At 38.4% G+C, this 23030-nt stretch carries 24 protein-coding genes; 23 read left to right on the top strand and 1 reads right to left on the bottom strand.

What is annotated here, in order from left to right; genetic code table 11:
• Positions 1-32: 32 nt before the first annotated feature.
• Positions 33-158: a protein YhfH gene (gene yhfH, locus C9J31_RS19525; protein WP_069514604.1), complete on the bottom strand. Its 126-nt coding sequence runs from the start codon at positions 156-158 to the stop codon at positions 33-35.
• 142 nt (positions 159-300) lie between these two features.
• On the opposite strand from yhfH, the gene lplA reads away from it, so the two are divergent.
• The 23 genes from lplA (at position 301) to C9J31_RS19410 (ending at position 22915) form a co-directional block, all read left to right on the top strand.
• Positions 301-1293 carry a lipoate--protein ligase gene (lplA, locus tag C9J31_RS19520; protein ID WP_107949376.1) on the top strand — a complete coding sequence of 331 codons (993 nt, stop codon included), beginning with the start codon at positions 301-303 and terminating at the stop codon, positions 1291-1293.
• A 256-nt stretch (positions 1294-1549) separates the two neighbouring features.
• Positions 1550-2254, top strand: coding sequence for a response regulator transcription factor (locus C9J31_RS19515; protein WP_054768005.1), 705 nt, complete (start codon positions 1550-1552; stop codon positions 2252-2254).
• A complete protein-coding gene (locus tag C9J31_RS19510; RefSeq protein ID WP_107925278.1) occupies positions 2254-3237 on the top strand; it encodes a sensor histidine kinase in 984 nt (327 codons plus the stop codon). The genes C9J31_RS19515 and C9J31_RS19510 overlap by 1 nt, the downstream gene beginning before the upstream one ends.
• 11 nt (positions 3238-3248) lie before the next feature.
• Positions 3249-3680, top strand: a complete 432-nt coding sequence (locus C9J31_RS19505) for a hypothetical protein (RefSeq protein WP_107949374.1) — start codon at positions 3249-3251, stop codon at positions 3678-3680.
• A gap of 12 nt (positions 3681-3692) precedes the next feature.
• Positions 3693-4469, top strand: coding sequence for an ABC transporter ATP-binding protein (locus C9J31_RS19500; protein WP_107949372.1), 777 nt, complete (start codon positions 3693-3695; stop codon positions 4467-4469).
• The gene (locus C9J31_RS19495; RefSeq protein ID WP_107949370.1) at positions 4441-6375 is read left to right on the top strand and encodes an FtsX-like permease family protein; all 1935 of its coding nucleotides are present in this window, start codon (positions 4441-4443) and stop codon (positions 6373-6375) included. Before C9J31_RS19500 ends, C9J31_RS19495 begins: the two co-directional genes overlap by 29 nt.
• A 142-nt stretch (positions 6376-6517) precedes the next feature.
• Positions 6518-8065: a fatty acid--CoA ligase family protein gene (locus tag C9J31_RS19490; RefSeq protein ID WP_107949368.1), complete on the top strand. Its 1548-nt coding sequence runs from the start codon at positions 6518-6520 to the stop codon at positions 8063-8065.
• Between the two features lie 421 nt (positions 8066-8486).
• Positions 8487-9134, top strand: coding sequence for a VTT domain-containing protein (locus C9J31_RS19485; RefSeq protein ID WP_420798411.1), 648 nt, complete (start codon positions 8487-8489; stop codon positions 9132-9134).
• A 288-nt stretch (positions 9135-9422) separates the two neighbouring features.
• Positions 9423-10652 carry an EAL and HDOD domain-containing protein gene (locus tag C9J31_RS19480; RefSeq protein WP_107949364.1) on the top strand — a complete coding sequence of 410 codons (1230 nt, stop codon included), beginning with the start codon at positions 9423-9425 and terminating at the stop codon, positions 10650-10652.
• Between the two features lie 221 nt (positions 10653-10873).
• On the top strand, positions 10874-11722 hold the full coding sequence (locus C9J31_RS19475; RefSeq protein ID WP_107949362.1) for a YitT family protein: 849 nt from the start codon (positions 10874-10876) through the stop codon (positions 11720-11722).
• A 52-nt stretch (positions 11723-11774) separates the two neighbouring features.
• Positions 11775-12098: a cytochrome c551 gene (cccB, locus tag C9J31_RS19470; RefSeq protein WP_054767960.1), complete on the top strand. Its 324-nt coding sequence runs from the start codon at positions 11775-11777 to the stop codon at positions 12096-12098.
• Between the two features lie 197 nt (positions 12099-12295).
• On the top strand, positions 12296-13231 hold the full coding sequence (hprK, locus tag C9J31_RS19465; RefSeq protein ID WP_107925271.1) for an HPr(Ser) kinase/phosphatase: 936 nt from the start codon (positions 12296-12298) through the stop codon (positions 13229-13231).
• Positions 13232-13293: 62 nt separating this feature from the next.
• Positions 13294-14115: a prolipoprotein diacylglyceryl transferase gene (lgt, locus tag C9J31_RS19460; protein WP_107949360.1), complete on the top strand. Its 822-nt coding sequence runs from the start codon at positions 13294-13296 to the stop codon at positions 14113-14115.
• A gap of 12 nt (positions 14116-14127) precedes the next feature.
• Positions 14128-14769 carry a pyrophosphatase PpaX gene (gene ppaX / locus C9J31_RS19455; RefSeq protein ID WP_107925270.1) on the top strand — a complete coding sequence of 214 codons (642 nt, stop codon included), beginning with the start codon at positions 14128-14130 and terminating at the stop codon, positions 14767-14769.
• A 4-nt stretch (positions 14770-14773) separates the two neighbouring features.
• Complete coding sequence (locus C9J31_RS19450; RefSeq protein ID WP_107925269.1) at positions 14774-15316, top strand: acyltransferase; 543 nt, start codon at positions 14774-14776, stop codon at positions 15314-15316.
• Positions 15317-15622: 306 nt separating this feature from the next.
• Positions 15623-16795: an ATP phosphoribosyltransferase regulatory subunit gene (locus C9J31_RS19445; protein WP_107949358.1), complete on the top strand. Its 1173-nt coding sequence runs from the start codon at positions 15623-15625 to the stop codon at positions 16793-16795.
• On the top strand, positions 16788-17411 hold the full coding sequence (gene hisG, locus C9J31_RS19440) for an ATP phosphoribosyltransferase (RefSeq protein WP_054768006.1): 624 nt from the start codon (positions 16788-16790) through the stop codon (positions 17409-17411). The genes C9J31_RS19445 and hisG overlap by 8 nt, the downstream gene beginning before the upstream one ends.
• Before the next feature lie 14 nt (positions 17412-17425).
• Positions 17426-18700, top strand: a complete 1275-nt coding sequence (gene hisD / locus C9J31_RS19435) for a histidinol dehydrogenase (RefSeq protein ID WP_107949356.1) — start codon at positions 17426-17428, stop codon at positions 18698-18700.
• 4 nt (positions 18701-18704) lie between these two features.
• Entirely contained in the window at positions 18705-19304 is a 600-nt protein-coding gene (hisB, locus tag C9J31_RS19430; protein WP_107949354.1) for an imidazoleglycerol-phosphate dehydratase HisB, read from the top strand.
• On the top strand, positions 19301-19933 hold the full coding sequence (gene hisH / locus C9J31_RS19425) for an imidazole glycerol phosphate synthase subunit HisH (RefSeq protein ID WP_107949352.1): 633 nt from the start codon (positions 19301-19303) through the stop codon (positions 19931-19933). The genes hisB and hisH overlap by 4 nt, the downstream gene beginning before the upstream one ends.
• Positions 19927-20688, top strand: a complete 762-nt coding sequence (hisF, locus tag C9J31_RS19420) for an imidazole glycerol phosphate synthase subunit HisF (protein ID WP_107949351.1) — start codon at positions 19927-19929, stop codon at positions 20686-20688. Before hisH ends, hisF begins: the two co-directional genes overlap by 7 nt.
• Positions 20685-21302, top strand: coding sequence for a bifunctional phosphoribosyl-AMP cyclohydrolase/phosphoribosyl-ATP diphosphatase HisIE (hisIE, locus tag C9J31_RS19415; protein ID WP_107949349.1), 618 nt, complete (start codon positions 20685-20687; stop codon positions 21300-21302). The genes hisF and hisIE overlap by 4 nt, the downstream gene beginning before the upstream one ends.
• A gap of 89 nt (positions 21303-21391) precedes the next feature.
• The gene (locus tag C9J31_RS19410) at positions 21392-22915 is read left to right on the top strand and encodes a tetratricopeptide repeat protein (protein ID WP_107925265.1); all 1524 of its coding nucleotides are present in this window, start codon (positions 21392-21394) and stop codon (positions 22913-22915) included.
• The last annotated feature ends 115 nt before the right edge of the window (positions 22916-23030 follow it).

Here is a 23030-nt window from a genome sequence, read left to right as displayed (position 1 = left end):
ACGTATATGACGATCACAGAATAGGCAAATGCTTATAGGCAGTTACATTTTTCACAAGTGTTGCTGTAGCATTCGCTTTGTTCTTCGATTTTTTCTCCGCATTCCGTGCATTGTTTTGCGGGTAAATTCTTGAAAAATTCAACTACGTTTTCTAACATTGTGGACTCCTCCTTTAAGTTCATCTGTACTATTACTGTTTTGATATTTCTTAGTGTATTATAACAGATGCGTTTCGTCAACACAAAATGCCTAATTTACGTTAAAATAAATAAGGATATTTTGTGAAGGAGGAAACGCGAGATGATTTTCGTTGATAATAAAGGGATTCATGATCCACGCATTAACCTTGCCATTGAGGAGTATTTATTAAAGACAATGGATGTTGAGAAGGAACCGGTGCTGTTATTTTACATAAATCAGCCGTCCATCATCATTGGTAAGAATCAAAATACAATTGAAGAAATTAATACAGATTACGTGGAGGATAATGGCATTATTGTTGTGCGTCGTCTTTCAGGTGGCGGTGCTGTGTATCATGATTTGGGAAATCTAAACTTCAGCTTTATTACAAAAGATGATGGCGATAGCTTTATGAATTATAAAAAATTTACACAGCCAGTTGTAGATGCACTTGCAAAACTAGGTGTCAATTCAGAATTATCGGGTCGTAATGATATATTAGCGGAAGGACGTAAAGTATCTGGAAACGCACAATTTTCTACGAAGGGCCGTATGTTTAGTCATGGAACATTAATGTTTGATACAGAAATCGACGCTGTGGTGTCTGCACTAAAAGTTAAAAAAGATAAAATCGAATCAAAGGGCATTAAATCGATTCGTTCACGTGTAGCTAATATTTCAGAGTTTTTAAAAGAAAAGATGACGGTTGAAAAATTCCGCTTAGAAATTTTAAAATCCATCTTTGGTGGTGAAGAGAATATCCGTTATTACAGCTTGACAGAAAAAGATTGGGCCGATATCCACAAATTGTCAGTTGAAAGATATCAAACATGGGAATGGAATTATGGTAAATCTCCACGCTTTAATATTCAAAAAACACATCGTTTCCCAACAGGGGGCATCGATATTCGCTTAGAAGCGATTCACGGCATTATTGAAGAAGCGCATATTTTTGGTGATTTTTTTGGTGTAGGTGATATAAATGATGTTGAACAACGCTTAGTAGGTACAAACTATGATCGTACTGCAATTGCTGAAGCATTAGCTGATATTGATATTGCGAAATACTTTGGTGGTGTTACAACAGAAGAGTTTTTACAATTAATTTATTAAGAAAAGCTGGAGGGTAAGAGGATGAACGCCTTCATCTCAAAAATATAGCTGGCGCTGGAGCCATTCGTTTCTAAATGATTATTGCGGCTGATTGCTATCATTTTTCTGAGTAGAAACTTAAGGCTAGCGGTACATTATTTTCTGAGCTAAAAATAAGTAGCTGACATTTTACAGGCGCTATAGAAAAAAGGTTCGTTGGCAATTATGTCGCCGAACCTTTTTTTGGTACAATATATAGAGAGAAAGGAGTGTGGATATGGAGAAGCATCGGATATTTATTGTCGAGGATGATGTAAAGATTGCATCGTTGCTCGCAGAAACGCTTAGAAAATATCAATACGAAGTTGAAACAATCCAAGAATTTGATTATCTCATTGAAGAGTTTAAGGCATTTAATCCACATATGGTATTACTTGATATAAATTTACCAGCATATGACGGCTACTATTGGTGTCGCCAGTTGCGTCAATATACAACTTGTCCAATCATTTTCATTTCGGCGCGTTCTGGCGAAATGGACCAAATTTTTGCGCTTGAAAATGGGGGCGATGATTTTATTACGAAGCCATTCAATTATGAAATTGTATTGGCTAAAATCCGAAGTCATTTGCGCCGTACATATGGTGAATATGCTTCTAGACAAGAAGAACGAACAATAAAGCAAGGACAGCTTGTATTACATTTAGAACGTATGGAGCTGCATAAAAATGAGTTAGAAATTCCATTGCAAAAGAAAGAATGTATCATTCTAGAGCTTTTAATGGGACAGGCACCAAAAGTGGTAACACGTGAGCAACTGCTTGAAGAGCTTTGGGATGACCAGGCTTTTGTAGATGAGAATACATTGAATGTCAATATGACGCGAGTACGTAAAAAGTTAGCGGATTATCATATTTCGTCTACGATAGAAACAGTTCGTGGTGCTGGATACCGCTTCATTTTAAGTGCGGGTGAGCTGTAATGGGCTGGAAATTATTTTTGCGAGACTATGCGTCATTCTTTATCTTCCAGCTCCTATTAGTGGGTTTTATCATGGTGTTGTATTGGTTAGATGGTTTTCGGAATGTCGATACTGCTATCTACTCAGTCAGTATTAGTTTGGTGTTGTTGTGCTCATTTCTACTTGTTCGCTATTTAATGCGTCAAAGTTACTTAATGAAAATTTCGCAGCTCCCAAAAACGATGGAAGATGGGCTGCAGAAAAATGCAAAAACACCTGAGGCTATGCAGACAGAAAAATATATGCATGAACTTTATCGACTGTATCAACATGAACTTCATTCTTTGTATGCCAGTCAAAAGCGACATGATCAGTTTATGAACCAATGGGTGCATCAAATGAAAACGCCCATTTCTGTTATTGAATTGTTATTGCAGGATGAACGCCCACTTGACAAAAAGAATGTGCAGGAGGAAATTGATCGCTTGCGCAGAGGCTTAGACATGGTACTAGTCAATGCTCGATTGGAGAACTTTGAAGAAGACATGCAAGTAGAACAGATTGCGTTAAAATCAATTGTGACTGCAACTGTTAATGAAAATAAACGTTTATTTATTACGAAACGAGTTTTTCCTGAAATTCATATTGAGGATGACATCATCGTAGCAAGCGATTCTAAATGGCTACGTTTTATTATCGGACAATTCGTCACAAACGCGGTGAAATATACATTTGAAGCGAATAAAAAAATAGTGATTTCTGCCATTAAAAAAGATGAATACATTCAGCTAGCAATCTGTGATGAGGGCATTGGTATTCCTGCTTCCGATCTTTCTCGTGTGACAAAGGCCTTTTTTACTGGTGAAAACGGACGTAAGACTGGGGAATCGACAGGGATGGGCTTATATTTAGCCAATGAAATATGCGAAAAGCTCGGCCATGAACTAGACATTACGTCCGAAGTAGGAAAAGGCACGGTTATTACAGTGACATTTACGAATTAGGGGGAGCGAGAATGAAAGAAGTTCGCATTGAAGATTGGTTATTAAATATTGAAGTAGAAAAGACAGCGGCTATATATGAGGACTTCACAGAAGTTTGTGCTGGTCAGTATTATGAAAATTTTTGCAAGGCAAGTCTTTTACTTGATGATGAGGTGTTACATTTTGGTGATGTGCTTGGGCTAGATTTACATAAGCCAAGTGCTATGAATGCCTTCCCAGTAGAGGGAGAACAAGTGATGTACAGCGGTCATTATACAATCTGTGGTGAAATCATTGCTGGTGAACTTGAAGCTTGGGATATAGTTATTGGAGCGCATTGTTTTAGTTTAATCGAAGAAGACGATCACAAGCCAAAATTAGTGACAGAGCCGCATTTTCTTATCGGCTTTGAGGTTGTATTGCCATGGCAATTACCGGAGTCTATGGAATTAATCAAGAAATAAGGTGAATAAGGTATGCCTATTTTACAAATAAAAGATGTTACAAAGGTGTATGAGGGGAAGGTAACTCATCGTGCGCTAAATCAATTAAGCTTTGAAGTGGAGAACGGCGAATTTTTGGCCGTCATGGGTCCATCTGGAAGTGGAAAAACCACATTATTAAATATTATCTCTACTATTGATGAACCGACAAGCGGAGAGATAATTTTAGACGGTATGAATCCCCATAAGTTAAATGCAACCGAACTTGCCTACTTTAGACGACGTCAACTTGGATTTATTTTTCAAGACTTTAATCTATTGCATATGCTGACTGTGGAAGAAAATATTGTGTTACCGTTAACACTTGATCAGCAACCACTAGAGGTAATGGAAGAGCGACTTGCAAGTATTGTGGACAAGTTGGATTTAACTTCTTTCCTGCATAAACGACCGAATGAAATATCAGGAGGGCAGGCACAGAGAACTGCTATTGGCCGTGCACTTATCCACAATCCGAGCCTCATATTAGCAGATGAGCCAACGGGGAATTTAGATTCTAACTCTTCTCGCGATGTACTAGAACTATTAACGAAGATTAATAAGGAAAAACAAACAACGATTGTAATGGTGACACATGACCCAATTGCAGCAAGTTATTGTGATCGCGTGTTATTCATAAAGGACGGAGAGTTTTTCAACGAAATTTATAAGGATGATCGCCGTCAAATGTTTTTCCAACGAATTTTAAATGTATTGAGCTTACTAGGGGGAGGGCAAGTAGGTGACCTTTCGACAATTCGCTTACCGTAATGTCGTGCGGAACAGCCGTATTTACGGTGCCTTTTTTATGGCAAGCTTTTTTTCAGTAGCCGTATTTTTTATCTATTCAATGCTTATGTTTCATCCAGATATTGAGCGAGGCATCTTAGGAGAAGTATCGCTAATAGGGATGGTTGGTGCGGAAATCGTCCTCGTCCTCTTTACGTTATTCTTTTTATATTATTCCATGAGTGCCTTTTTAGAGGCAAGATCACATGAGTTTGCTATTTTGTTACACCTAGGTATGGAAAAACGCCAGATGAATAAGCTGATTTTTTTGGAGACAATGATAATTGGTTCAGGCTCAATTATCGTTGGCATTATTTTTGGCTTTTCATTTTCAAAGTTTTTTTTCATGATTGTGCGTGAAATTTTGCATTTGGAGCAATTACCACTCTATGTATCGTGGGAGCCATTTTTACTAACGATTGGCGTTTTTACAAGTGCCTTTGTCGTTATTTGTTTTATTAGTGTGTATTTTAAACGAGAGCGAAAATTGCTTGATTTAATCAAAGGAGATGCTTATATAAATAGCACTTCCACCTTTTCGCAAGTTCGTGCGATATACGGAGTAGCGTTAATTTTATCGACCTATGTACTGGCATTTATAGTCTCGCATACGTCAATGATTGGCTTAACACTATTAATACCGTTCTCTGCAACTTTTGGGACGTATTATTTTTTTAGTGATTCAGTACCATTCTTTTTAGATTTAGCACGTGGCAAACGTAAATTTCATTGGCAACGTTATCGCCTTTTGTCACTGGCAGAACAGACACACGTTATGATGGACAATGTAAAGATGTTCTTTGTTGTGACGATGGTGTCCACAATGGCGTTTTTATCTGTGGGGGTATTAGCAACAATGTCCTCATATACGACACAGTATGATCGTTTAAATCCACTCGGCCTTATTTATAAGGGCGATGTAGATAATCCGTATGAAGGTAAGCATATTAATTCTCTTCGACTACAATTAGAGGACAAGGGCCTATCTTATCATTTATCTCGTTTTGTAGTTGTCAAGCAAACCTCTTCTTATACACATAATGAGGTCGAAGTATTCCGCGAATCAGATATGAATGCTTTGCTTACTTCATTTAGTTATCCGATGCTTAATCTAGCTTCGGGTGAAGCAGTCTTCATACCTTATTCGGAGGATTCTCTGAAAAAACTTAAAAATAAAGTGGTCCATACAGTACTAGAAGAGAACTCAATTTCTTTAACCATTGATAGTGTCTACCCTGAAATTGTTTTTCCTGGCTCAATAGTAAGCGTAAATTCGATTGTCATTAGCGATGAGGATTTTGTGAATCTGATTAAGCCTGTTGCAGATGAAGATATTGTACAGCCAAGCTATCATCTATTTACGTTTTATATTCCCCAATGGATGGAAACGAAAGAAATAGGAAAGGACATCGATGATTTAACTACAAACGAATATTTTATTAAGAAAGATAAACATAGCCCATTTTATTTCGAAAATGCAGGATTAAATTATTCTTATATACTAGCTACTTACTCATTATTTACTTTGGTAGGTGTCTTAGTGGCAACGGTATTTCTACTCGCGGCAGGTAGCTTTGTTTACTTTAAATTGCATACTTCCCTTGAACGTGAGAAGCGTAAATTTGATGTGTTAAAGCGAATGGGCTTAACGGATACAGAGCTGAAAAAACTAGTCAATCGTCATTTATTCCCCCAATTTTTCCTGCCATGGGGTGTGGCAATGATGCACAGTGCTTTTGCTTTCCTTATGGTTCAGAGCATACTGAAGGACATTGCCAATATTTCGATTGTTAAAGAAGTTTTCTTTGCATTCGGTTTTTTTGTCTTAATTCAAGTTATTTATTTCTATTTAATTCGTTGGCGTTACATCTCACATATTCGTTCTTAAAAAAGATACCCAAAAGAGAGAAAAATGATTTTTTTAACGCAAATTATGACATGAAATAAAAAGATTCATTGTCTTTTAGATATATTTCTTATATAATATTAATGAATAACGATTCATTTTATACGATAAGGGGATGGTGTAATTGAATTTAGTTTCATGTGTTCGTCAACAAGCAAAAGAACAGCCAGAAAAAGTCGCGTATCATTTTATGGGGAAAGATACGTCTTATGGCGAGTTTGAAAACACAATTAGTCGCTTTGCACAGGGGTTACAGGATTTAGGTGTACAAAAAGGGAATCATGTGGCGTTTTTACTCGGCAATACGCCACATTATTTAATTGCTCTATATGCCACGATGAGTTTAGGGGCAACAGCAATTCCCGTGAATCCAATTTACACGCCAGATGAAATTTCATATATTTTGCGTAATGGTGATGTAAAGGCTGTTATTGCACTCGACGCATTACTTCCATTAGTTGAAGTGGGTGTACAAGCTTTACCTCAAGTAGAGGTATTTATAATTTGTGAGACAGCTGTAGATGCTGCTGAAAAGGTAGCTGCTTTATCAGATGCTGCACAAGCTAAAACACATCTATTTACGCAAGTGATTGCCACTGCCACAGGCTCTTTCGAACCCGTAGAAGTAGCGGAGGATGAAAACGCCATTATTTTATACACATCAGGTACAACAGGCAGTCCAAAAGGTGCGATGTTAACACATGGAAATGTCTACTCGAATGCACGTGATGTAGCAGATTATTTAGGCTATAAAGCAGATGATCGTATTATTGCAACATTACCAGTCTTCCATGTCTTTGCGTTAACAGTTGTTGTAAATGCACCATTGATTAGTGGTGCAACGGTATTGCTAGTACCACGCTTTAGCCCAATTGAAATCTTTGCATTAGCAAAACAACAACAAGCTACTGTTTTTGCGGGAGTACCTACCATGTATAATTTCTTGTATCAATTACCTGAGGGCAATCCAGAAGATTTTTCAACAATTCGTTTGGCTATTTCAGGTGGCGCATCTTTACCTGTTGCATTATTACATAATTTCGAGGAGAAATTCAGTGTACGTGTATCAGAGGGGTATGGCTTATCAGAAGCCTCACCTGTAACATGTTTCAATCCTTTAGACCGTGATCGAAAAGCAGGTTCAATAGGTACATCTATTAATAACGTTAAAAATAGAGTTGTCGACACCAATGGACAAGAGGTACCTGTTGGCGAAGTAGGGGAGCTAATCGTTCGTGGACCAAATGTAATGAAGGGCTATTACAAAATGCCGGAAGAAACAGCTATGGCCATTCGTGATGGTTGGCTATACACAGGTGATTTAGCGAAGGTTGACGAAGAAGGCTATTTCTATATCGTCGATCGGAAAAAGGATATGATTATTGTTGGTGGCTTTAATGTTTATCCTAGAGAAGTAGAGGAAGTGCTTTTTGCACATAATAATATAGTTGAGGCAGCGGTTGTCGGTTTCCCAGACCCTAACTTTGGTGAGGCTGTTCATGCATATGTTGTTTTGAAGGAAGTAGCAGCATCTACGTCAGACGATCTTTTAGCGTACTGCACAAAGCATATGGTGAAATATAAAGTGCCGAAAGTAATTGAAATTATGGAAGAGCTACCGAAAAATACAACAGGTAAAATTTTACGTCGCTCGTTAAAAGAGAAAGTATAAATTGTAAGTATTGCAGGACAGCGAGTCGAGCAGGACCTCACAGTTGCTGTAGCAACTGAGGGGCTTGCGAATTGCTTTCGAAAAGTGAGCAAACTGTATTATATAAAAATTTTAATAGTTTAAACAAGGCAGAGAAATGACAAAGGGCTTTTTGATAGCTCTTTTTTTTATGTCGTAAAAGACATAAAGTGAAAATTAACTCCGAAAGTGCCTATTAAATTAGTTGAGCGCCTAGGACTGTAATGATAAAATCAGTCATGTGCAAAACTTCTACATACTTCAAAAGAGCATGTCATATAGTGAGGGGAGTAGTAACACAAATAGCGGTGTAATCATCTTAAGAAAAATAGGAACCCTTTGATGTATAGCAGCGTCAAAGCTTTTAAGTAAAATTTAATCGAAAGAGAGCATACAAAAAATGATAGGACTCGTTCAAGAGTTAATTAGCTTTATTATGCATATTGATGTGCATTTAGAAGAAATCATTCGTGATTTTGGTAATTGGAGTTACCTCATTTTATTTGCCATAGTTTTTGTAGAAACAGGCGTTGTGATTTTCCCATTCTTACCGGGTGATTCATTACTATTTGCTAGTGGTACATTAACAGCTGCGATGGGCGCGTTTGATTTGTGGATATTAATTCCCGTATTTTTAGCAGCGGCTATTTTAGGGGATACGATGAACTATCATATTGGTCATAAAGTAGGGACGTCCATTCCTCCTAAGAGCTTCCTGGGTCGTATCATCAAAAAAGAACGTATGGAAGCGGCAGAGAAGTTCTTTAATACGCATGGTGGAAAAACAATTGTTATTGCGCGTTTCATGCCTTTCATTCGTACGTTTATTCCATTTGTTGCCGGGGCAAGTAAGATGCATTATAGCTACTTTTTACTGTATAACATTGTAGGTGCATTTTTGTGGGTATTCAGCTGTACATTACTTGGTTATTTCTTTGGTAATATTCCAATTATTAAAGATAATTTCTCTGTAGTACTTATTTTAATTATTGTTATCTCTGTTGTACCAGCAGTTATCGGTGCAGTGAAATCAAAATTTAGTACAAAATAAAAAAGTGTCTCAGAAGTGATTCTGAGGCACTTTCTATTTGTTAAATCATTTTTCTGTAATTTCCATATTAGTATAAATATACTTACTTAATAGTAGACAACCGCTTCGCGGGGTGTGAAATAAATTTCTCGTACATGTGGAAGTAATAAAAAGGTTTAATTATCCAATTATCTAGGAATAAACTAATCACGCCATAAGAAAAAAATACTAAAGTTTTGAAAGAATAAATGTATAGTAACGAAAGATGCTATAATTATTACTAGAAAAAGGAGAATTGGGGGCAACGAAATGGAAGTATTTATCGGAAGACAGCCAATTTTTAATCTTCATGAACAAGTCGTTGCATATGAATTGCTATATCGAAGTAAAAATATAAATTCATTTCCAATGGTCGATTCCGATGCGGCAACAGTTGACGTTTTAGTAAACTCATTTTTGACAATAGGTATCGACGAAGTAACGAAAGGGAAACCTTGCTTTGTAAATTTTACAGAAAACTTACTTATGAGTTCAATAAATGAATTTTTAAATCCTTCGCAAGTTGTGATTGAGATTTTAGAGGATGTACCTCTTACACCGAAATTAGTACAGCGGGTGAGTGAGTTAAAGTCATACGGATTTAAAATTGCTTTAGATGATTTTATTTTGCATGAAGATATACAAATCTATGATGAGCTTTTCGTACATATCGATTTTATAAAAGTGGACTTCTTAATGTCACCGTTACTTGAGCGTATGGAAGTTGAAAATAAAGTAAAAGAAAGTTTTCCTCATATTAAACTACTAGCCGAAAAAGTTGAAACACGAAATCAATTTGAAGTTGCCAAGCATTCTGGCTATGAATTATTTCAGGGTTATTTTTTTGAACAACCTCAAATTATTAAAGCAACAGATATACCAGGGAATGCTATTCAGTATTTTCATATTATCTCATTGTTAAAAGAAGAGGAGCCTAACATTGATTTATTGGCAGAAAATATTGAACGTGATATTTCGTTAACGTATAAATTGTTGCAAATGATTAATAATTCTAATAGACGCTCTAAATCGAAAGTTCGCTCCATTAAACAAGCGATACTATTGCTTGGTTTAGCAAACTTGCGCAAATGGATTTATTTACTGGCTATGCGTGAAATCGATGTCAATGCTGATTCAGACCTTTTTAAGGAATTGATGTGTACTTCTCTATTTAGAGCGAAGGTATGTGAAAAACTGGCCAAGCTTTCCTATAAGCAAAATTTCTCTGAATACTTCCTGATTGGGATGTTTTCATTAATTGATACTTTATTGCAGAGACCGATGAATATGATTTTACAACAATTACCCTTCTCGGAAGAAATTACAGAAACCCTTTTAGGTGTTCAAACAGAGATGACGCCCTATTTGGAATTTAGTATTGCATTAGGGAAATTGGATGGGGATTCCTTAAAGGAGCTATCATCCCAGCTTGACCTAGATATGGCACATATCAATGTTCTATATACTGAAGCATTGGAATGGGCCGAAACATCCTTTTAAAATAAACAAAAATGCACAGAATAAGTTACCTGTTCCTTCAGGTAACTTATTTTTGCTTCATGACTTTAAAATTCTCATAAATAGATTTCGCCTTGACAAGATGTTAAGTCTGTAAACTATGAATCTGCTCTTCATCAAGATGAAGTTCTCAACGTGAAAACTATTTGCTATAATCATCTCGTCTTTAGAAAAATTCAGATAGTTGAAGTGGGCGTGGGGAAATGAATCAAACACAGGATGTAAGAGCAAGTATTTTGGAATATGTGTATGTTATTGTTGGTGCAGCGGTTATAGCAATAGGCTTTAACGTTTTTTTATTACCAAATCAAGTAGCTTCTGGTGGGGTCAGTGGAATAAGTACCATCTTACATGGTTTATTTGGCTGGAATCCAGGGCTTGTACAATATGCGTTTAATATTCCGTTATTTTTAGCTGGTGTTGTGTTACTCGGGAAAAAATTTGGTGTAAAATCCTTTATCGGTACGGTAATTTTACCGTTTATTGTATTGTTAACAAATAGCTGGGAACCGTGGACAAGTAATCCTTTACTAGGTGCACTTTTTGGGGGAATTGTTGTCGGGTTAGGAATAGGACTTGTCTTTAAGGGGAATGCTTCTACTGGTGGCACTGATTTACTAGCGCAAATTATTACAAAATATACCGGCTTAACGCTTGGTACCAGTGTACTGTTGATTGATGGTGTTATCGCCATTAGTGCAGCAATTGTTTTTGACTTAGAGAAAGGCCTGTATGCCCTTATCGGGTTATATGTAACAACAAAAACGATTGATATTATTCAACTCGGCTTTAGTCAATCTAAAATGGTATATATTATTACGATGAAACAAGATGAAGTCCGTGATGCCATTTATGCCGAAATCAATCGTGGCGTAACAAAATTACCTGCCATTGGTGGTTATACAGGCGAAGCAAGACCAGTACTGATGGTTGTTGTCTATCAGACAGAATTCACAAAGCTGAAACAACTCATTAAAAACGTTGATCCATCAGCGTTTGTCATCGTTTCTGATGCCTACGAGGTATTAGGAGAAGGTTTCAAACGTGCATAATTTTGGTATACTATCTGGGTAAGATATCTATTTACTATGAGGAGGGGTACTAATGAAGAAAGCAATGTTAACATTAGTGTTCGGTTCTGCAATTTTCTTAGCTGCATGTGGTGGCGGAGATAAAACTGCGACAAATAACAATGAAGGTGCAACTGCTCCAGATGGTGAAGCAATTGCAATGAAATCATGTATTTCTTGCCACGGCGGGGAGTTACAAGGTCAAGGTAATACACCTGCACTAAATGATGTAGGCTCTCGTTTATCAGAAGAAGAAATTTTAGATATTATTAATAACGGTAAAAACGGAATGCCTCCTGGTGTTGTTAAAGGTGAAGATGCTGAAGCTGTAGCAAAATGGTTAGCGTCTCAAAAATAATGATAAAATGAAAACTAGCGGAGCTGGAGAGCCGCTAGTTTTTTGTTTTATAAGGTGAATGGCTTTATGCAGGTGAAGGGATTTGAGAGGGATTTCCATATTTTCTGCCACAGTAGCAAGTGCAAAATCATTTCTTTTATACATAGACATGCTAAAATAAAACAATATTCAAGTCGTTTGAATGGAGGCTACAAACATTGGTCGTAGTATTAACAAGGGACGTAATGGAGAAATTTAAATTAGAATTATTAGGCGGCGAGGAAGGAATCGGAAGAACGATTGCTACGAGCGATATTTCAAGACCAGGACTGGAAATGGCTGGATATTTTACGCATTACCCTGCAAACCGCGTACAATTGCTAGGTAAAACGGAACTGTCCTTTTTTGAAATGCTACCAGCAAATGTTAAACTTGAGCGTATGCGATTGCTGTGCTCGCAAGATACACCAGCAATTATTATCTCTCGTGACTTAGAGGTGCCCGATGAACTTATTCAAGCTTCGAATGAAAAGCATGTACCAATTTTTAAAACACATATGACAACGACAAAATTTTCCAGCAGACTGACAAATTATTTAGAGGGTCGCTTGGCACCTATGACAGCCGCTCATGGTGTTTTAGTCGATGTGTATGGCATTGGTGTACTGATTATCGGAAAAAGTGGTGTTGGGAAAAGTGAAACAGCGCTAGAGCTTGTGAAAAAAGGACATCGATTAGTAGCGGATGATTGCGTGGAAATTCGCCAAGAATCAGAAAATTTTTTAATTGGTAGTCCACCACCGCTTTTAGAGCATTTACTTGAAATCAGGGGTATTGGCATAATCGATATTATGACCCTCTTTGGTGCAAGTGCTGTAAGACCATATAAACGTATTACTTTGATAATTGAACTTGAAATTTGGGACCCAGAAAAGGTATATGATCGATTAGGTTTAGAAGAGGAAAAAATGAAAATAATTGATACAGAGTTAACTAAGTTAACAATCCCAGTTAGACCTGGACGAAATGTATCTGTCATTATTGAAGTAGCGGCAATGAATTATCGTCTGAAAAAAATGGGCGTCAATGCAGCCGAAGAATTTTCAAGACGATTAGATGAAGTAATTTCATCTACAGATGAGCTAGATGATTAGCTTTTGACAAGGTGATGCACAAACATCGACGTGTGAGTGATGGATATTGAGAGGAGCATAAAATGGACTTACTACTATTAGACATTAACCCGATTGCGTTTCATTTAGGCCCTATACCTGTTCGTTGGTATGGTTTATTAATAGTATCGGGTATTATTTTAGCGTACTTTGTAGGGCAAAGAGAGGCTGTAAAACGAGGTCTGTCAGAGGATTTTCTAGCAGATTTATTATTATGGGCAGTCCCTATTTCAATCATATGTGCACGTATATACTATGTATCAATGCGCTGGGACTACTATGGACAAAATCCTGGAAAGATAATTGAAATTTGGAATGGTGGTATTGCTATTCATGGTGCACTGTTAGGTGCCTTTGCGACAGCTTACATATTCACACGTATAAAAGGAGTAAGCTTTTTACGAGTGGCAGATATTGCAGCACCAAGTATTTTAATTGGACAAATCATTGGGCGTTGGGGAAATTTTATGAACCAGGAGGCGTTCGGAGGACCAGTATCACGTGGATTCCTAGAAAATTTAATGTTACCTGATTGGATTATCAATCAAATGTATATTGAGGAATTAGGCACTTATGTACATCCAACTTTTTTATATGAGTCTGTTTGGAACCTTATCGGTTTAATAATATTATTAGCGTTGCGGAAAGTGAATTTAAATCGTGGGGAAATTTTCTTTAGTTATTTAATATGGTATTCAATTGGGCGTTTCTATATCGAAGGCTTACGTACAGATAGTCTTTATTTAGTGGGAGATTTACGTTCGGCTCAAGTTGTCTCAATTATAGGCATCGTAGTTGGTCTTGGTGCGATACTTTGCCGACGCTGGATGGTCAAACCTACTGTGAAATATTTGGATAATAAATAAGGGGTGCAACACATGGCTGTAAAGGCATTGCTGTTTGATTTTGATGGTACACTACTCAATACGAATGATTTAATCATTCAAACGTTCATGCATGTTTTAGAAGAAAGATTTCCCGGGCAATATTCGTCAAAAGATTGCCTGAATTTCATTGGACCGTCATTAAAGCAGACATTTAGTGACATAGCGCCTGGCGAAGAAGATGCAATGATGGCAAAATATCGTACTTGGAATGTGCTTCATCATGATGAGCTAGTGACAGATTACCCTGATGTTGTTGCAACTTTAGAGCATTTAAAGTCGATGGGCATTCAATTAGCGATTGTCTCAACAAAACGTAATGAAATGATTGACCGTGGACTGGGTGTACTAGGTGCGACTCATTTATTTGATGTACGTATTGGAACGGATGATGTAAAGAATGTAAAGCCCAATCCTGAACCTGTGTTGCTAGCTCTTGAACGCCTTGGCGTAGCGAAAGAAGATGCCATTATGATTGGAGACAATTCTCACGATATTGAGGCAGGACACAATGCAGGTGTTAAAGCAGCTGGTGTTGCTTGGTCGATAAGAGGTGCGGACTACTTACTGCAGTTTAAGCCGGAATATATGTTGCAAGCTATGACGGATTTAATTGACATCGTGAAAGAGGGGTAAGTTGATGGCTCGTAAAACAGAACGTTACCGTGTCGAAGGAGCGAACTCGCTGTGGAATATTTATGATACGGTGTCCTTTTGGAAGGTGATGAAGTGTTTCATTGTCATTCAAATTGGGCGCTTCACACCATTTTTACGTGTAAAAAACTGGCTGTATCGCACTATATTAAAAATGGATATTGGTCATCAATCGTCGTTAGCTTTAATGGTCATGCCAGATACAATGTTCCCTGAACGTATTCATGTTGGAAATAATACGGTTATTGGCTTTAATACGACAATATTGGCACATGAATATTTAATTGAGGAATACCGATTAGGGGATGTGCATATTGGCAATGAAGTGATGGTGGGTGCCAATTCAACAATTTTACCAGGTGTGACGATAGGTGACGGAGCAATTGTTTCAGCTGCAACCCTTGTACATAAGGATGTGCCAGCTGGCTGTCTAGCAGGTGGTAATCCTATGCAAATTATTTTTACAGCTGAACAGATGGCAGAGCGTAAACGTAATGAAGTTGTGCAATGGAGTACACCTAAAAAGTAAGATAAAACTCACGATGCGTGAATGCGCATCGTGAGTTTTTATATGCCTTGTGATAAGGATAATGCATAAAAGGCGGATGACGTATAAGAATGTTTGCAAGTGCCGCTTTCGCGTCGGAAACGCTACCGATTAAAGTTTCTCTTTACATAAATAAGTGTATAATTAACAGAATAGTAAGTATCGAAATTATTCGAGAACTTATAGAGGAATTACATTGACTGATTGGGAAGAATGCGTTAAAATTCTTTCATAATCTATTTCTCTAATACTCTAGTGGATTAAAGTGAAACGTAAGGAAGTGTCAAAATGTCATCGATTAAAATGTTTGAAAAGCCGCTTGGTATGCGTGATACATTTCCGCAAATTTATGAAAAAGTAGAAGCTGTAAGACATACAGGACGAGAATTTTTACGCTCAAGGGGCTATGAATTTATAAAAACACCAACGGTAGAATATTTTGATACGGTTGGGAAAGCATCTGCAATTTCTGATGCGCACTTATTTAAGTTGGTTGATAGTCAAGGGAACACGTTAGTACTTCGCCCAGATATGACCACACCAATTGCTCGCGTGGCTACTTCAAAATTATTAAAAGAAAAGATTCCGCTACGCTTAGCTTATTTTGCAAGTGTCTTTCGTGCACAGGAAACAGAAGGCGGCCGACCAGCAGAATTTGAACAAATGGGTATCGAGCTGATTGGTGATAATTCAGTTTTTGCTGATGCCGAGGTTATTGTTACAGCAATGGAGCTATTAAAGCAGTTTGGCTTAGAAGAATTCAAAGTAACAATTGGACATGCGGGTGTACTAAACTGCATTTTGCAGGACTATACAGAAAGCATTGAGCAAGAAGATACTTTACGTACATTGCTGGTGCAGCGCAACTATGTAGGATTTGAGGAAGCTGTGGAAGCCTTTGATTTACCAAAGACTAAATCGGATGCATTGTTACAATTCATAGAAGAAGCCATGACTTTAAAGGAAATAAAAGATATTGAAAAGTATGTGCGTAAAAATGATGCACTTGATTATATGCAGCAGCTCGCAAAATTACTCGAGGTAGCAAATTTAGCTGACTATGTTGCGTTTGATTTTACGCTTTCTAGCCATATGAGTTATTACACAGGAATGCTCTTTGAAGTGTTTGCATCCGGTAGTGGCTTCCCACTAGGAAACGGTGGTCGATATGATGGTTTGCTTGAAGTGTTTGGCTCAAAAGTAGGTGCGACTGGATTTAGTATTCGGGTGGACCGCTTACTAGAAACGTTAGCAGGACAAACTGTTGAGAAGGAAGAAGCAATTGTCGTATTGTTTGCAGAAGAAGACTTTGAAGCCGCGCTTGAAAAGGTGCAAGCCTTTCGTCTAGCTGGTAAACAGACAACTTTACAATTGAGAAGTAGTTTAGTCGATGAAGAGGCCTTCCAAGCACATTTTACAAAGGTAGTCGTTGTGGGACTGGGGGGAAATGATGATGAATGAATTAACAATTGCTATGCCGAAAGGACGCATATTTGAAGAGGCATACCAGATGCTTATTGAAGCGGGCTTTAATTTACCTGAAGAAGTAGAGATGTCACGTAAATTAATGATTGAAATCCCTGAAGAGAAAATTCGTTTTATTTTAGCGAAGCCTATGGATGTACCTGTCTATGTAGAGCATGGTGTAGCTGATATAGGCATAGCTGGAAAAGACGTATTATTGGAGCAACAGCGTGTGGTGCATGAGTTGCTCGATTTGAAAATTAGTGCTTGTTATATTGCATCAGCAGGTTTACCCAAGACAACAATGAACGAAATTGCGCCAAGAATTGCTACGAAGTATCCAAATATTGCCATGAAATATTATAAAGGTATCGGTGAGCAAGTCGAAATTATTGAATTAAATGGCTCAATCGAATTAGCACCAATGATCGGTTTAGCTGATCGCATTGTGGATATTGTCTCAACCGGACGTACGCTCAAGGAAAATGGCTTAGTGGAGTATGAACATATTACAGATGTTTCATCTCGTTTAATCGCCAATCCAGTAAGCTATCGCATGAAGGGCAATCGAATTATTGACCTTGTAAAGCGCTTAAAACAATGTGTCAATTAAAGGGGACTTTGTGAATGAAGATTACCAAACTAGCAAAAGGAATATCTTTAAAACGCCCACTTGAGGGTGGTAATGAAGAACAATTAAAGGTCGTACGTCAGGTATTAGCAGATGTACGAGCACAAGGGGATACAGCAGTACGCACCTATACAGAAAAATGGGATGGTTTTGCGCCAGACAAGTTACATGTGACAAAAGAAGAGATTGAAGCAGGTGCAAATGCTCTTGATGCCCAATTATACACGGATTTAAAGGAAGCGGCAGATAATATTCGCCTATATCACGAGCAGCAAATGCGTACAGGCTACCGTTTAGACTTAGCTGATGGCTCTTGGCTTGGACAGCGTATAACAGCGCTTGATGCAGTAGGTCTATATGTCCCAGGGGGGACTGCAGCCTATCCTTCATCCGTGTTAATGAACGTTATTCCTGCCCAAGTTGCAGGTGTAAAGCGTATTGTAATTACTTCACCTGCTGGAAGAGATGGACATTTACCAGTAGGTGTACTTGCAGCAGCACATATTTTAGGTGTAGAGGAAATATACAAAATCGGTGGTGCACAGGCAATTGCGGCTCTTGCATATGGCACAGAAACCATTTCAGCCGTCGACAAGATAACGGGCCCCGGTAATATTTTTGTAGCGCTTGCCAAACGAGAAGTATTTGGTGAAGTAGCCATTGACATGATTGCGGGACCAAGTGAAATTGCAGTACTAGCAGATGAAACAGCCTTTGCAGATGAAATAGCAGCGGATCTTTTATCGCAGGCAGAACATGATAAAATGGCTTGTCCAATTTTAGTCACAACTTCTGAAGAACTTGCTCATAGGGTCGCAATAGAAGTAGAAAAACAGTTAGTTACGTTACCGCGTGCGGAAGTAGCGCGTGCATCTGTTGAAAATTTTGGTGCCATTTATATTGCAGAAACGATGGCAGATGCTGTGGATGCTATTAATTCACTGGCACCTGAACATCTAGAAGTTGTCACGAAAAATGCAGAAGCTGTAGCTGAAAAAGTACGTCATGCAGGTGGGATATTTATCGGTCGTTATAGTTCAGAGCCGGTTGGGGATTATTTTGCTGGCACTAACCACGTGTTACCAACCAGTAGTACAGCACGTTTTGCAAGTGGGTTAAATGTCGATGATTTCTTGAAAAAATCAAGTATCGTTTATTATAGTGAAAAAACTTGGGCAGCAAATGCGCCGAAAATTGCACGCTTAGCACGCATGGAAGGCTTAGAGGGTCATGCACGTGCAGTAGAATCGCGTGGATGGGAAAAGGAGTAGCAGGATGACAGAAAAGACACGGTATGCAAAAGTAGAACGAAAAACAAATGAAACACAAATTTCTGTGGCTATTAATTTAGACGGTGAAGGAAAAGCAGACATTAAAACAGGTGTCGGCTTTATGGATCATATGCTTGACTTATTTATTAAGCATGGTCTTTTTGATGGTACTATTCAAGCTGATGGTGATACATATATTGATGATCATCATACGACAGAAGATCTTGGCATTGTATTAGGACAAGCGATACGGGAGGCGCTAGGAGATAAAAAAGGCATTAAACGTTATGGCACTGCTTTTGTTCCAATGGATGATGCCCTTGCACAAGTTGTTGTGGATTGTTCAAACCGTCCGCATTTAGAATACCGTGTACCGGCACTAAAAGAGAAGGTGGGTACATTTGATACGGAATTAGTGCATGAGTTTTTATGGAAGTTTGCGCTAGAAGCACGTATGAACGTCCATGTCATCGTGCCATATGGACATAATACACATCACATTATCGAAGCGATTTTCAAAGCTTTAGCACGTGCTATTGATGCGGCAGTAGAGATTGATCCACGTGTTAAGGGCGTACCTTCAACAAAGGGGCTGTTAACGTGAAAGTTGGTGTGATTGATTATGGAATGGGCAACTTGTTCAGTGTTGAACAGGCACTAAAACGTCTTGGGTGTGATGTTATAGTTACTGCGGATGTAAATGAGCTGGATGCTACAGATGCTCTTTTATTACCAGGAGTTGGGGCATTTCCTGATGCGATGAAACGTCTAGCTGACACAAATCTAGCTAGTTACTTACAAAAAGTAAAAGCAGAACATCGCCCGTTGCTCGGTATTTGCTTAGGTATGCAACTACTATTCGATGACAGTGATGAGGTTTCATTGACGAAAGGCTTAGGTTTCTTTAAAGGAAGTATTCAACGTTTTAGCGGTGAGCATGAGGGAAAACAATACCGTGTGCCACATATGGGGTGGAATGAGCTAGTTGTAGCTAACCGCCCAGCTTGGCTAAAGGATGAAGCACAGGCGAAGCATGTCTATTTCGTACATTCATTTTATGCAACAGGAATGGATGCCAATGAGCTTGTAGCCTATGCGGATTACCATGGTATCAAGGTACCAGGCATTGTCACGAATGGAGCGATTACGGGCATGCAGTTCCATCCCGAAAAATCAGGAGAACTTGGTGTGTACTTATTAGATCAGTGGTTAAAAGGGGTGGCGGCGTGCTAACAAAGCGTATTATTCCATGTCTGGATGTTAAGGAAGGACGTGTTGTAAAAGGTGTACAGTTCATGTCATTACGTGATGCAGGGGACCCTGTAGAACTTGCAAAGTTTTATGATGAGCAAGGAGCAGATGAGCTAGTGTTTCTTGATATATCGGCATCACATGAAGGGCGTGAAACAATGGTAGATGTAGTGCGCCAAACAGCGGCCACACTTGCCATTCCATTTACGGTGGGTGGTGGTATTCGCACATTAGATGATATGAAACGTATTTTACGTGCAGGTGCAGATAAAGTATCCGTCAATACCTCTGCCATAGAACGTCCAGCGCTTATTAAAGAAGGTTCCGACTTCTTCGGCGCACAATGTATCGTTGTGGCAATTGATGCCCGCTACAGTGAAGAAGACAGCACATGGATGGTCTATACTCACGGTGGCCGTAATAAAACAACTTGGCAAGCAACGGAATGGGCAAAGGAAGCTGTTCGCTTAGGTGCAGGTGAGATTTTATTAACAAGCATGAATCAAGACGGAGAGAAGTCAGGTTTTGACTTAGCATTAACAAAAGCGGTACGTGGGGCTGTGACAGTTCCTGTAATCGCTAGTGGCGGTGCAGGAAATGCCGAACATTTTTACGAAGTATTATCAGAAGATGTTGATGCAGATGCAGCACTTGCGGCATCTATCTTTCACTATAAAGAAACGAGTGTAGCACAAGTAAAAGAGTACTTACGTGAAAAAGGAGTGGCAATAAGATGATTGACAATATCAAATTTGACCATGCAGGTCTTGTTACAGCAGTAGTGCAAGACGCTACTACAAAAGAAGTATTAACTGTAGCATACATGAACAAAGAATCCTTGAAAAAAACTATTGAATCCGGTGAAACTTGGTTCTACTCACGTTCACGTCAGCAACTTTGGCATAAAGGGGCTACAAGTGGTCATACGCAAAAGGTCGTATCCATCAAAGCAGATTGCGACGGCGATGCAATAGTCGTTGAAGTGCTTCCTGCAGGTCCCGCTTGTCATAACGGCACAACTTCTTGCTTTACAGAAGTTCTTCAAGAAAATGCCAAGGTCGGTTCAGTCGGAATTATTCCAGAGCTTGTAAAAATCATTGAAAAACGTGAACAAGAAATGCCAGAGGGTGCTTATACTACATATTTATTCGAAAAAGGTATCGATAAAATTTGTAAAAAAGTTGGTGAAGAAGCTACAGAAGTTGTCATCGGTGCGAAAAACCGTGATGCAGAGGAAGTTAAATGGGAAGCAGCGGATTTAATGTACCATTTATTAGTGTTATTACAGGAACAGAAAGTAAGTGTGTTTGACGTATTACATGTGTTGGAAAAACGTCACGAGGAGAAATAACAGCATATTGCTTATAGTATGGTATAATGAAAGTTACTGTGAAAGGAACGTGTAATGCGTTCCTTATTTCTTGTTTCGGAGGAAATATTTTGGAAAAGAAACGTCAAAAAGAGAGTCAAACGAATGTCGTATCGTTCATTCCAACAGGCGACTATTATTATAAAAAATCAATTCAAGCAATGAATAGTGGGCAAATGAATAAAGCTTATAAATATCTACAACGTGCTGTGGATCTAAGCCCAGATGATCCGATGATTTTATTGCAATTAGCCATTGTAGAACTGGACGGTCAACGTTTTGAGGAAGCGTATGATCTACTTCGTCGTGCCTATCAATTAGACCCTGGTGAGCCTGAGATTATTTTTTATATGGCAGAGGTATCTGGATGCGTCGGTATGATTCAGGATGCAAAACGATTTGCTGAGCAATATTTACAAATGGAGCCAGAGGGCGCATATGCAGATGAAGCGGCTGAGATTTTAGATTTTGTCGCTTTTGAGCAGGATGATTTTGAAGAGCCAGAAGGTTCAGGAGAGGATTTATATCGTCAAGAACAGGCACGACGTTGTATGGAAAAGGGCGATTTTCCTGAGGCTATTAGCATTTTAGAAGATTTAATTGAAGATAGACCTGAATTTTGGTCGGCTTATAACAATTTAGCATTGGCTTATTTTTATGTTGGAGAGCCTGAGCAGGCCAAAGCATTACTGAATAATGTTTTACGAGACAATAAGGGGAATTTACATGCACTATGTAATTTAACCGTAATCGCGTACTATGAAAAAAATGATGAGGAATTAAAAGCACTTTTAGATGTCCTGGTGAAAATTCAGCCATATGCATGGGAGCATCGTTATAAACTAGGTGCAACGTTAGCACTTATTGGACAATATGAATTAGCCTTTAAATGGTTGCGTAGTATGCAAAAACGTGGTTATTTGGGCGATGCTGGATTTTATTTTTGGTTATCACATGCGGCTTATTTTTCAGGGCATGAAGATATTTCAAAAAGTGCTTGGGCACAGTTGCTTGAACAAGATCCTGAAAAAGAAGGCTTTGAACCTTGGAAGCAACAGGAAAATACGTATGAACTTGATGCGTTAGAACATGATCGTGATTTTATAGTGGAGAAACTCGATAGTAGTTATGCAAGCGACCGTATTTTTGGCTTATTTTTACTAAGTAGTACAGCACATAAACAGGAAATTATAGCGCATCCGAAATGGATTGATGTTGAGCAGTACAATGCGTTTGAAAAACTTTTTTTGGCCTATGCACTTGGTCATCAATTTGATGAGAAAAACAAGGTGGAAGCAAGCTTTTTACGTGCTGTAAAGGTACCAGAGATTTTACTTGAACAGTATGGAAAACTTACTACTGTTGTTACGCCAATGTTTCAAATGTGGTTTGTACTATGTGAACAAGCACTCACACAAAATTATCGCTTTACGAACCCAGCGGCGATTGCGGGAGCTAATGATTATTTATTTCGCTCATCGCGCATGTTAAAGGTGACAAAAAAAGAAATAGCTGAACAATATGGGGTATCTGTGTCAACATTATCGAAATATATTGATGAAATTTTGATGTTTTTACCAAACAGTCATAATTAGACTGTGAGCAACATAGTTGAATAACTTTATACTTTCACATACGATGAACATACTAACATTATTTATAAAGTGAAGCTTTAATTCAGTGGGATTTTTCTTCATCCTTGCTGAGTGA

The organism is Lysinibacillus parviboronicapiens (assembly GCF_003049605.2).
GTDB lineage: Bacteria > Bacillota > Bacilli > Bacillales_A > Planococcaceae > Lysinibacillus > Lysinibacillus parviboronicapiens.
The sequence above is the reverse complement of the archived record's forward strand: the minus strand, read 5'-3'. Positions and strand labels throughout refer to the sequence as shown.

Excerpts from the sequence above, each read along its gene's own strand:
- yhfH (WP_069514604.1), bottom strand. The coding sequence starts at position 158 with ATGTTAGAAAACGTAGTTGAATTTTTCAAGAATTTACCCGCAAAACAA.
- lplA (WP_107949376.1), top strand. The coding sequence starts at position 301 with ATGATTTTCGTTGATAATAAAGGGATTCATGATCCACGCATTAACCTT.
- C9J31_RS19515 (WP_054768005.1), top strand. The coding sequence starts at position 1,550 with ATGGAGAAGCATCGGATATTTATTGTCGAGGATGATGTAAAGATTGCA.
- C9J31_RS19510 (WP_107925278.1), top strand. The coding sequence starts at position 2,254 with ATGGGCTGGAAATTATTTTTGCGAGACTATGCGTCATTCTTTATCTTC.
- C9J31_RS19505 (WP_107949374.1), top strand. The coding sequence starts at position 3,249 with ATGAAAGAAGTTCGCATTGAAGATTGGTTATTAAATATTGAAGTAGAA.
- C9J31_RS19500 (WP_107949372.1), top strand. The coding sequence starts at position 3,693 with ATGCCTATTTTACAAATAAAAGATGTTACAAAGGTGTATGAGGGGAAG.
- C9J31_RS19480 (WP_107949364.1), top strand. The coding sequence starts at position 9,423 with ATGGAAGTATTTATCGGAAGACAGCCAATTTTTAATCTTCATGAACAA.
- C9J31_RS19475 (WP_107949362.1), top strand. The coding sequence starts at position 10,874 with ATGAATCAAACACAGGATGTAAGAGCAAGTATTTTGGAATATGTGTAT.
- cccB (WP_054767960.1), top strand. The coding sequence starts at position 11,775 with ATGAAGAAAGCAATGTTAACATTAGTGTTCGGTTCTGCAATTTTCTTA.
- lgt (WP_107949360.1), top strand. The coding sequence starts at position 13,294 with ATGGACTTACTACTATTAGACATTAACCCGATTGCGTTTCATTTAGGC.
- ppaX (WP_107925270.1), top strand. The coding sequence starts at position 14,128 with ATGGCTGTAAAGGCATTGCTGTTTGATTTTGATGGTACACTACTCAAT.
- C9J31_RS19450 (WP_107925269.1), top strand. The coding sequence starts at position 14,774 with ATGGCTCGTAAAACAGAACGTTACCGTGTCGAAGGAGCGAACTCGCTG.
- C9J31_RS19445 (WP_107949358.1), top strand. The coding sequence starts at position 15,623 with ATGTCATCGATTAAAATGTTTGAAAAGCCGCTTGGTATGCGTGATACA.
- hisG (WP_054768006.1), top strand. The coding sequence starts at position 16,788 with ATGAATGAATTAACAATTGCTATGCCGAAAGGACGCATATTTGAAGAG.
- hisD (WP_107949356.1), top strand. The coding sequence starts at position 17,426 with ATGAAGATTACCAAACTAGCAAAAGGAATATCTTTAAAACGCCCACTT.
- hisB (WP_107949354.1), top strand. The coding sequence starts at position 18,705 with ATGACAGAAAAGACACGGTATGCAAAAGTAGAACGAAAAACAAATGAA.
- hisIE (WP_107949349.1), top strand. The coding sequence starts at position 20,685 with ATGATTGACAATATCAAATTTGACCATGCAGGTCTTGTTACAGCAGTA.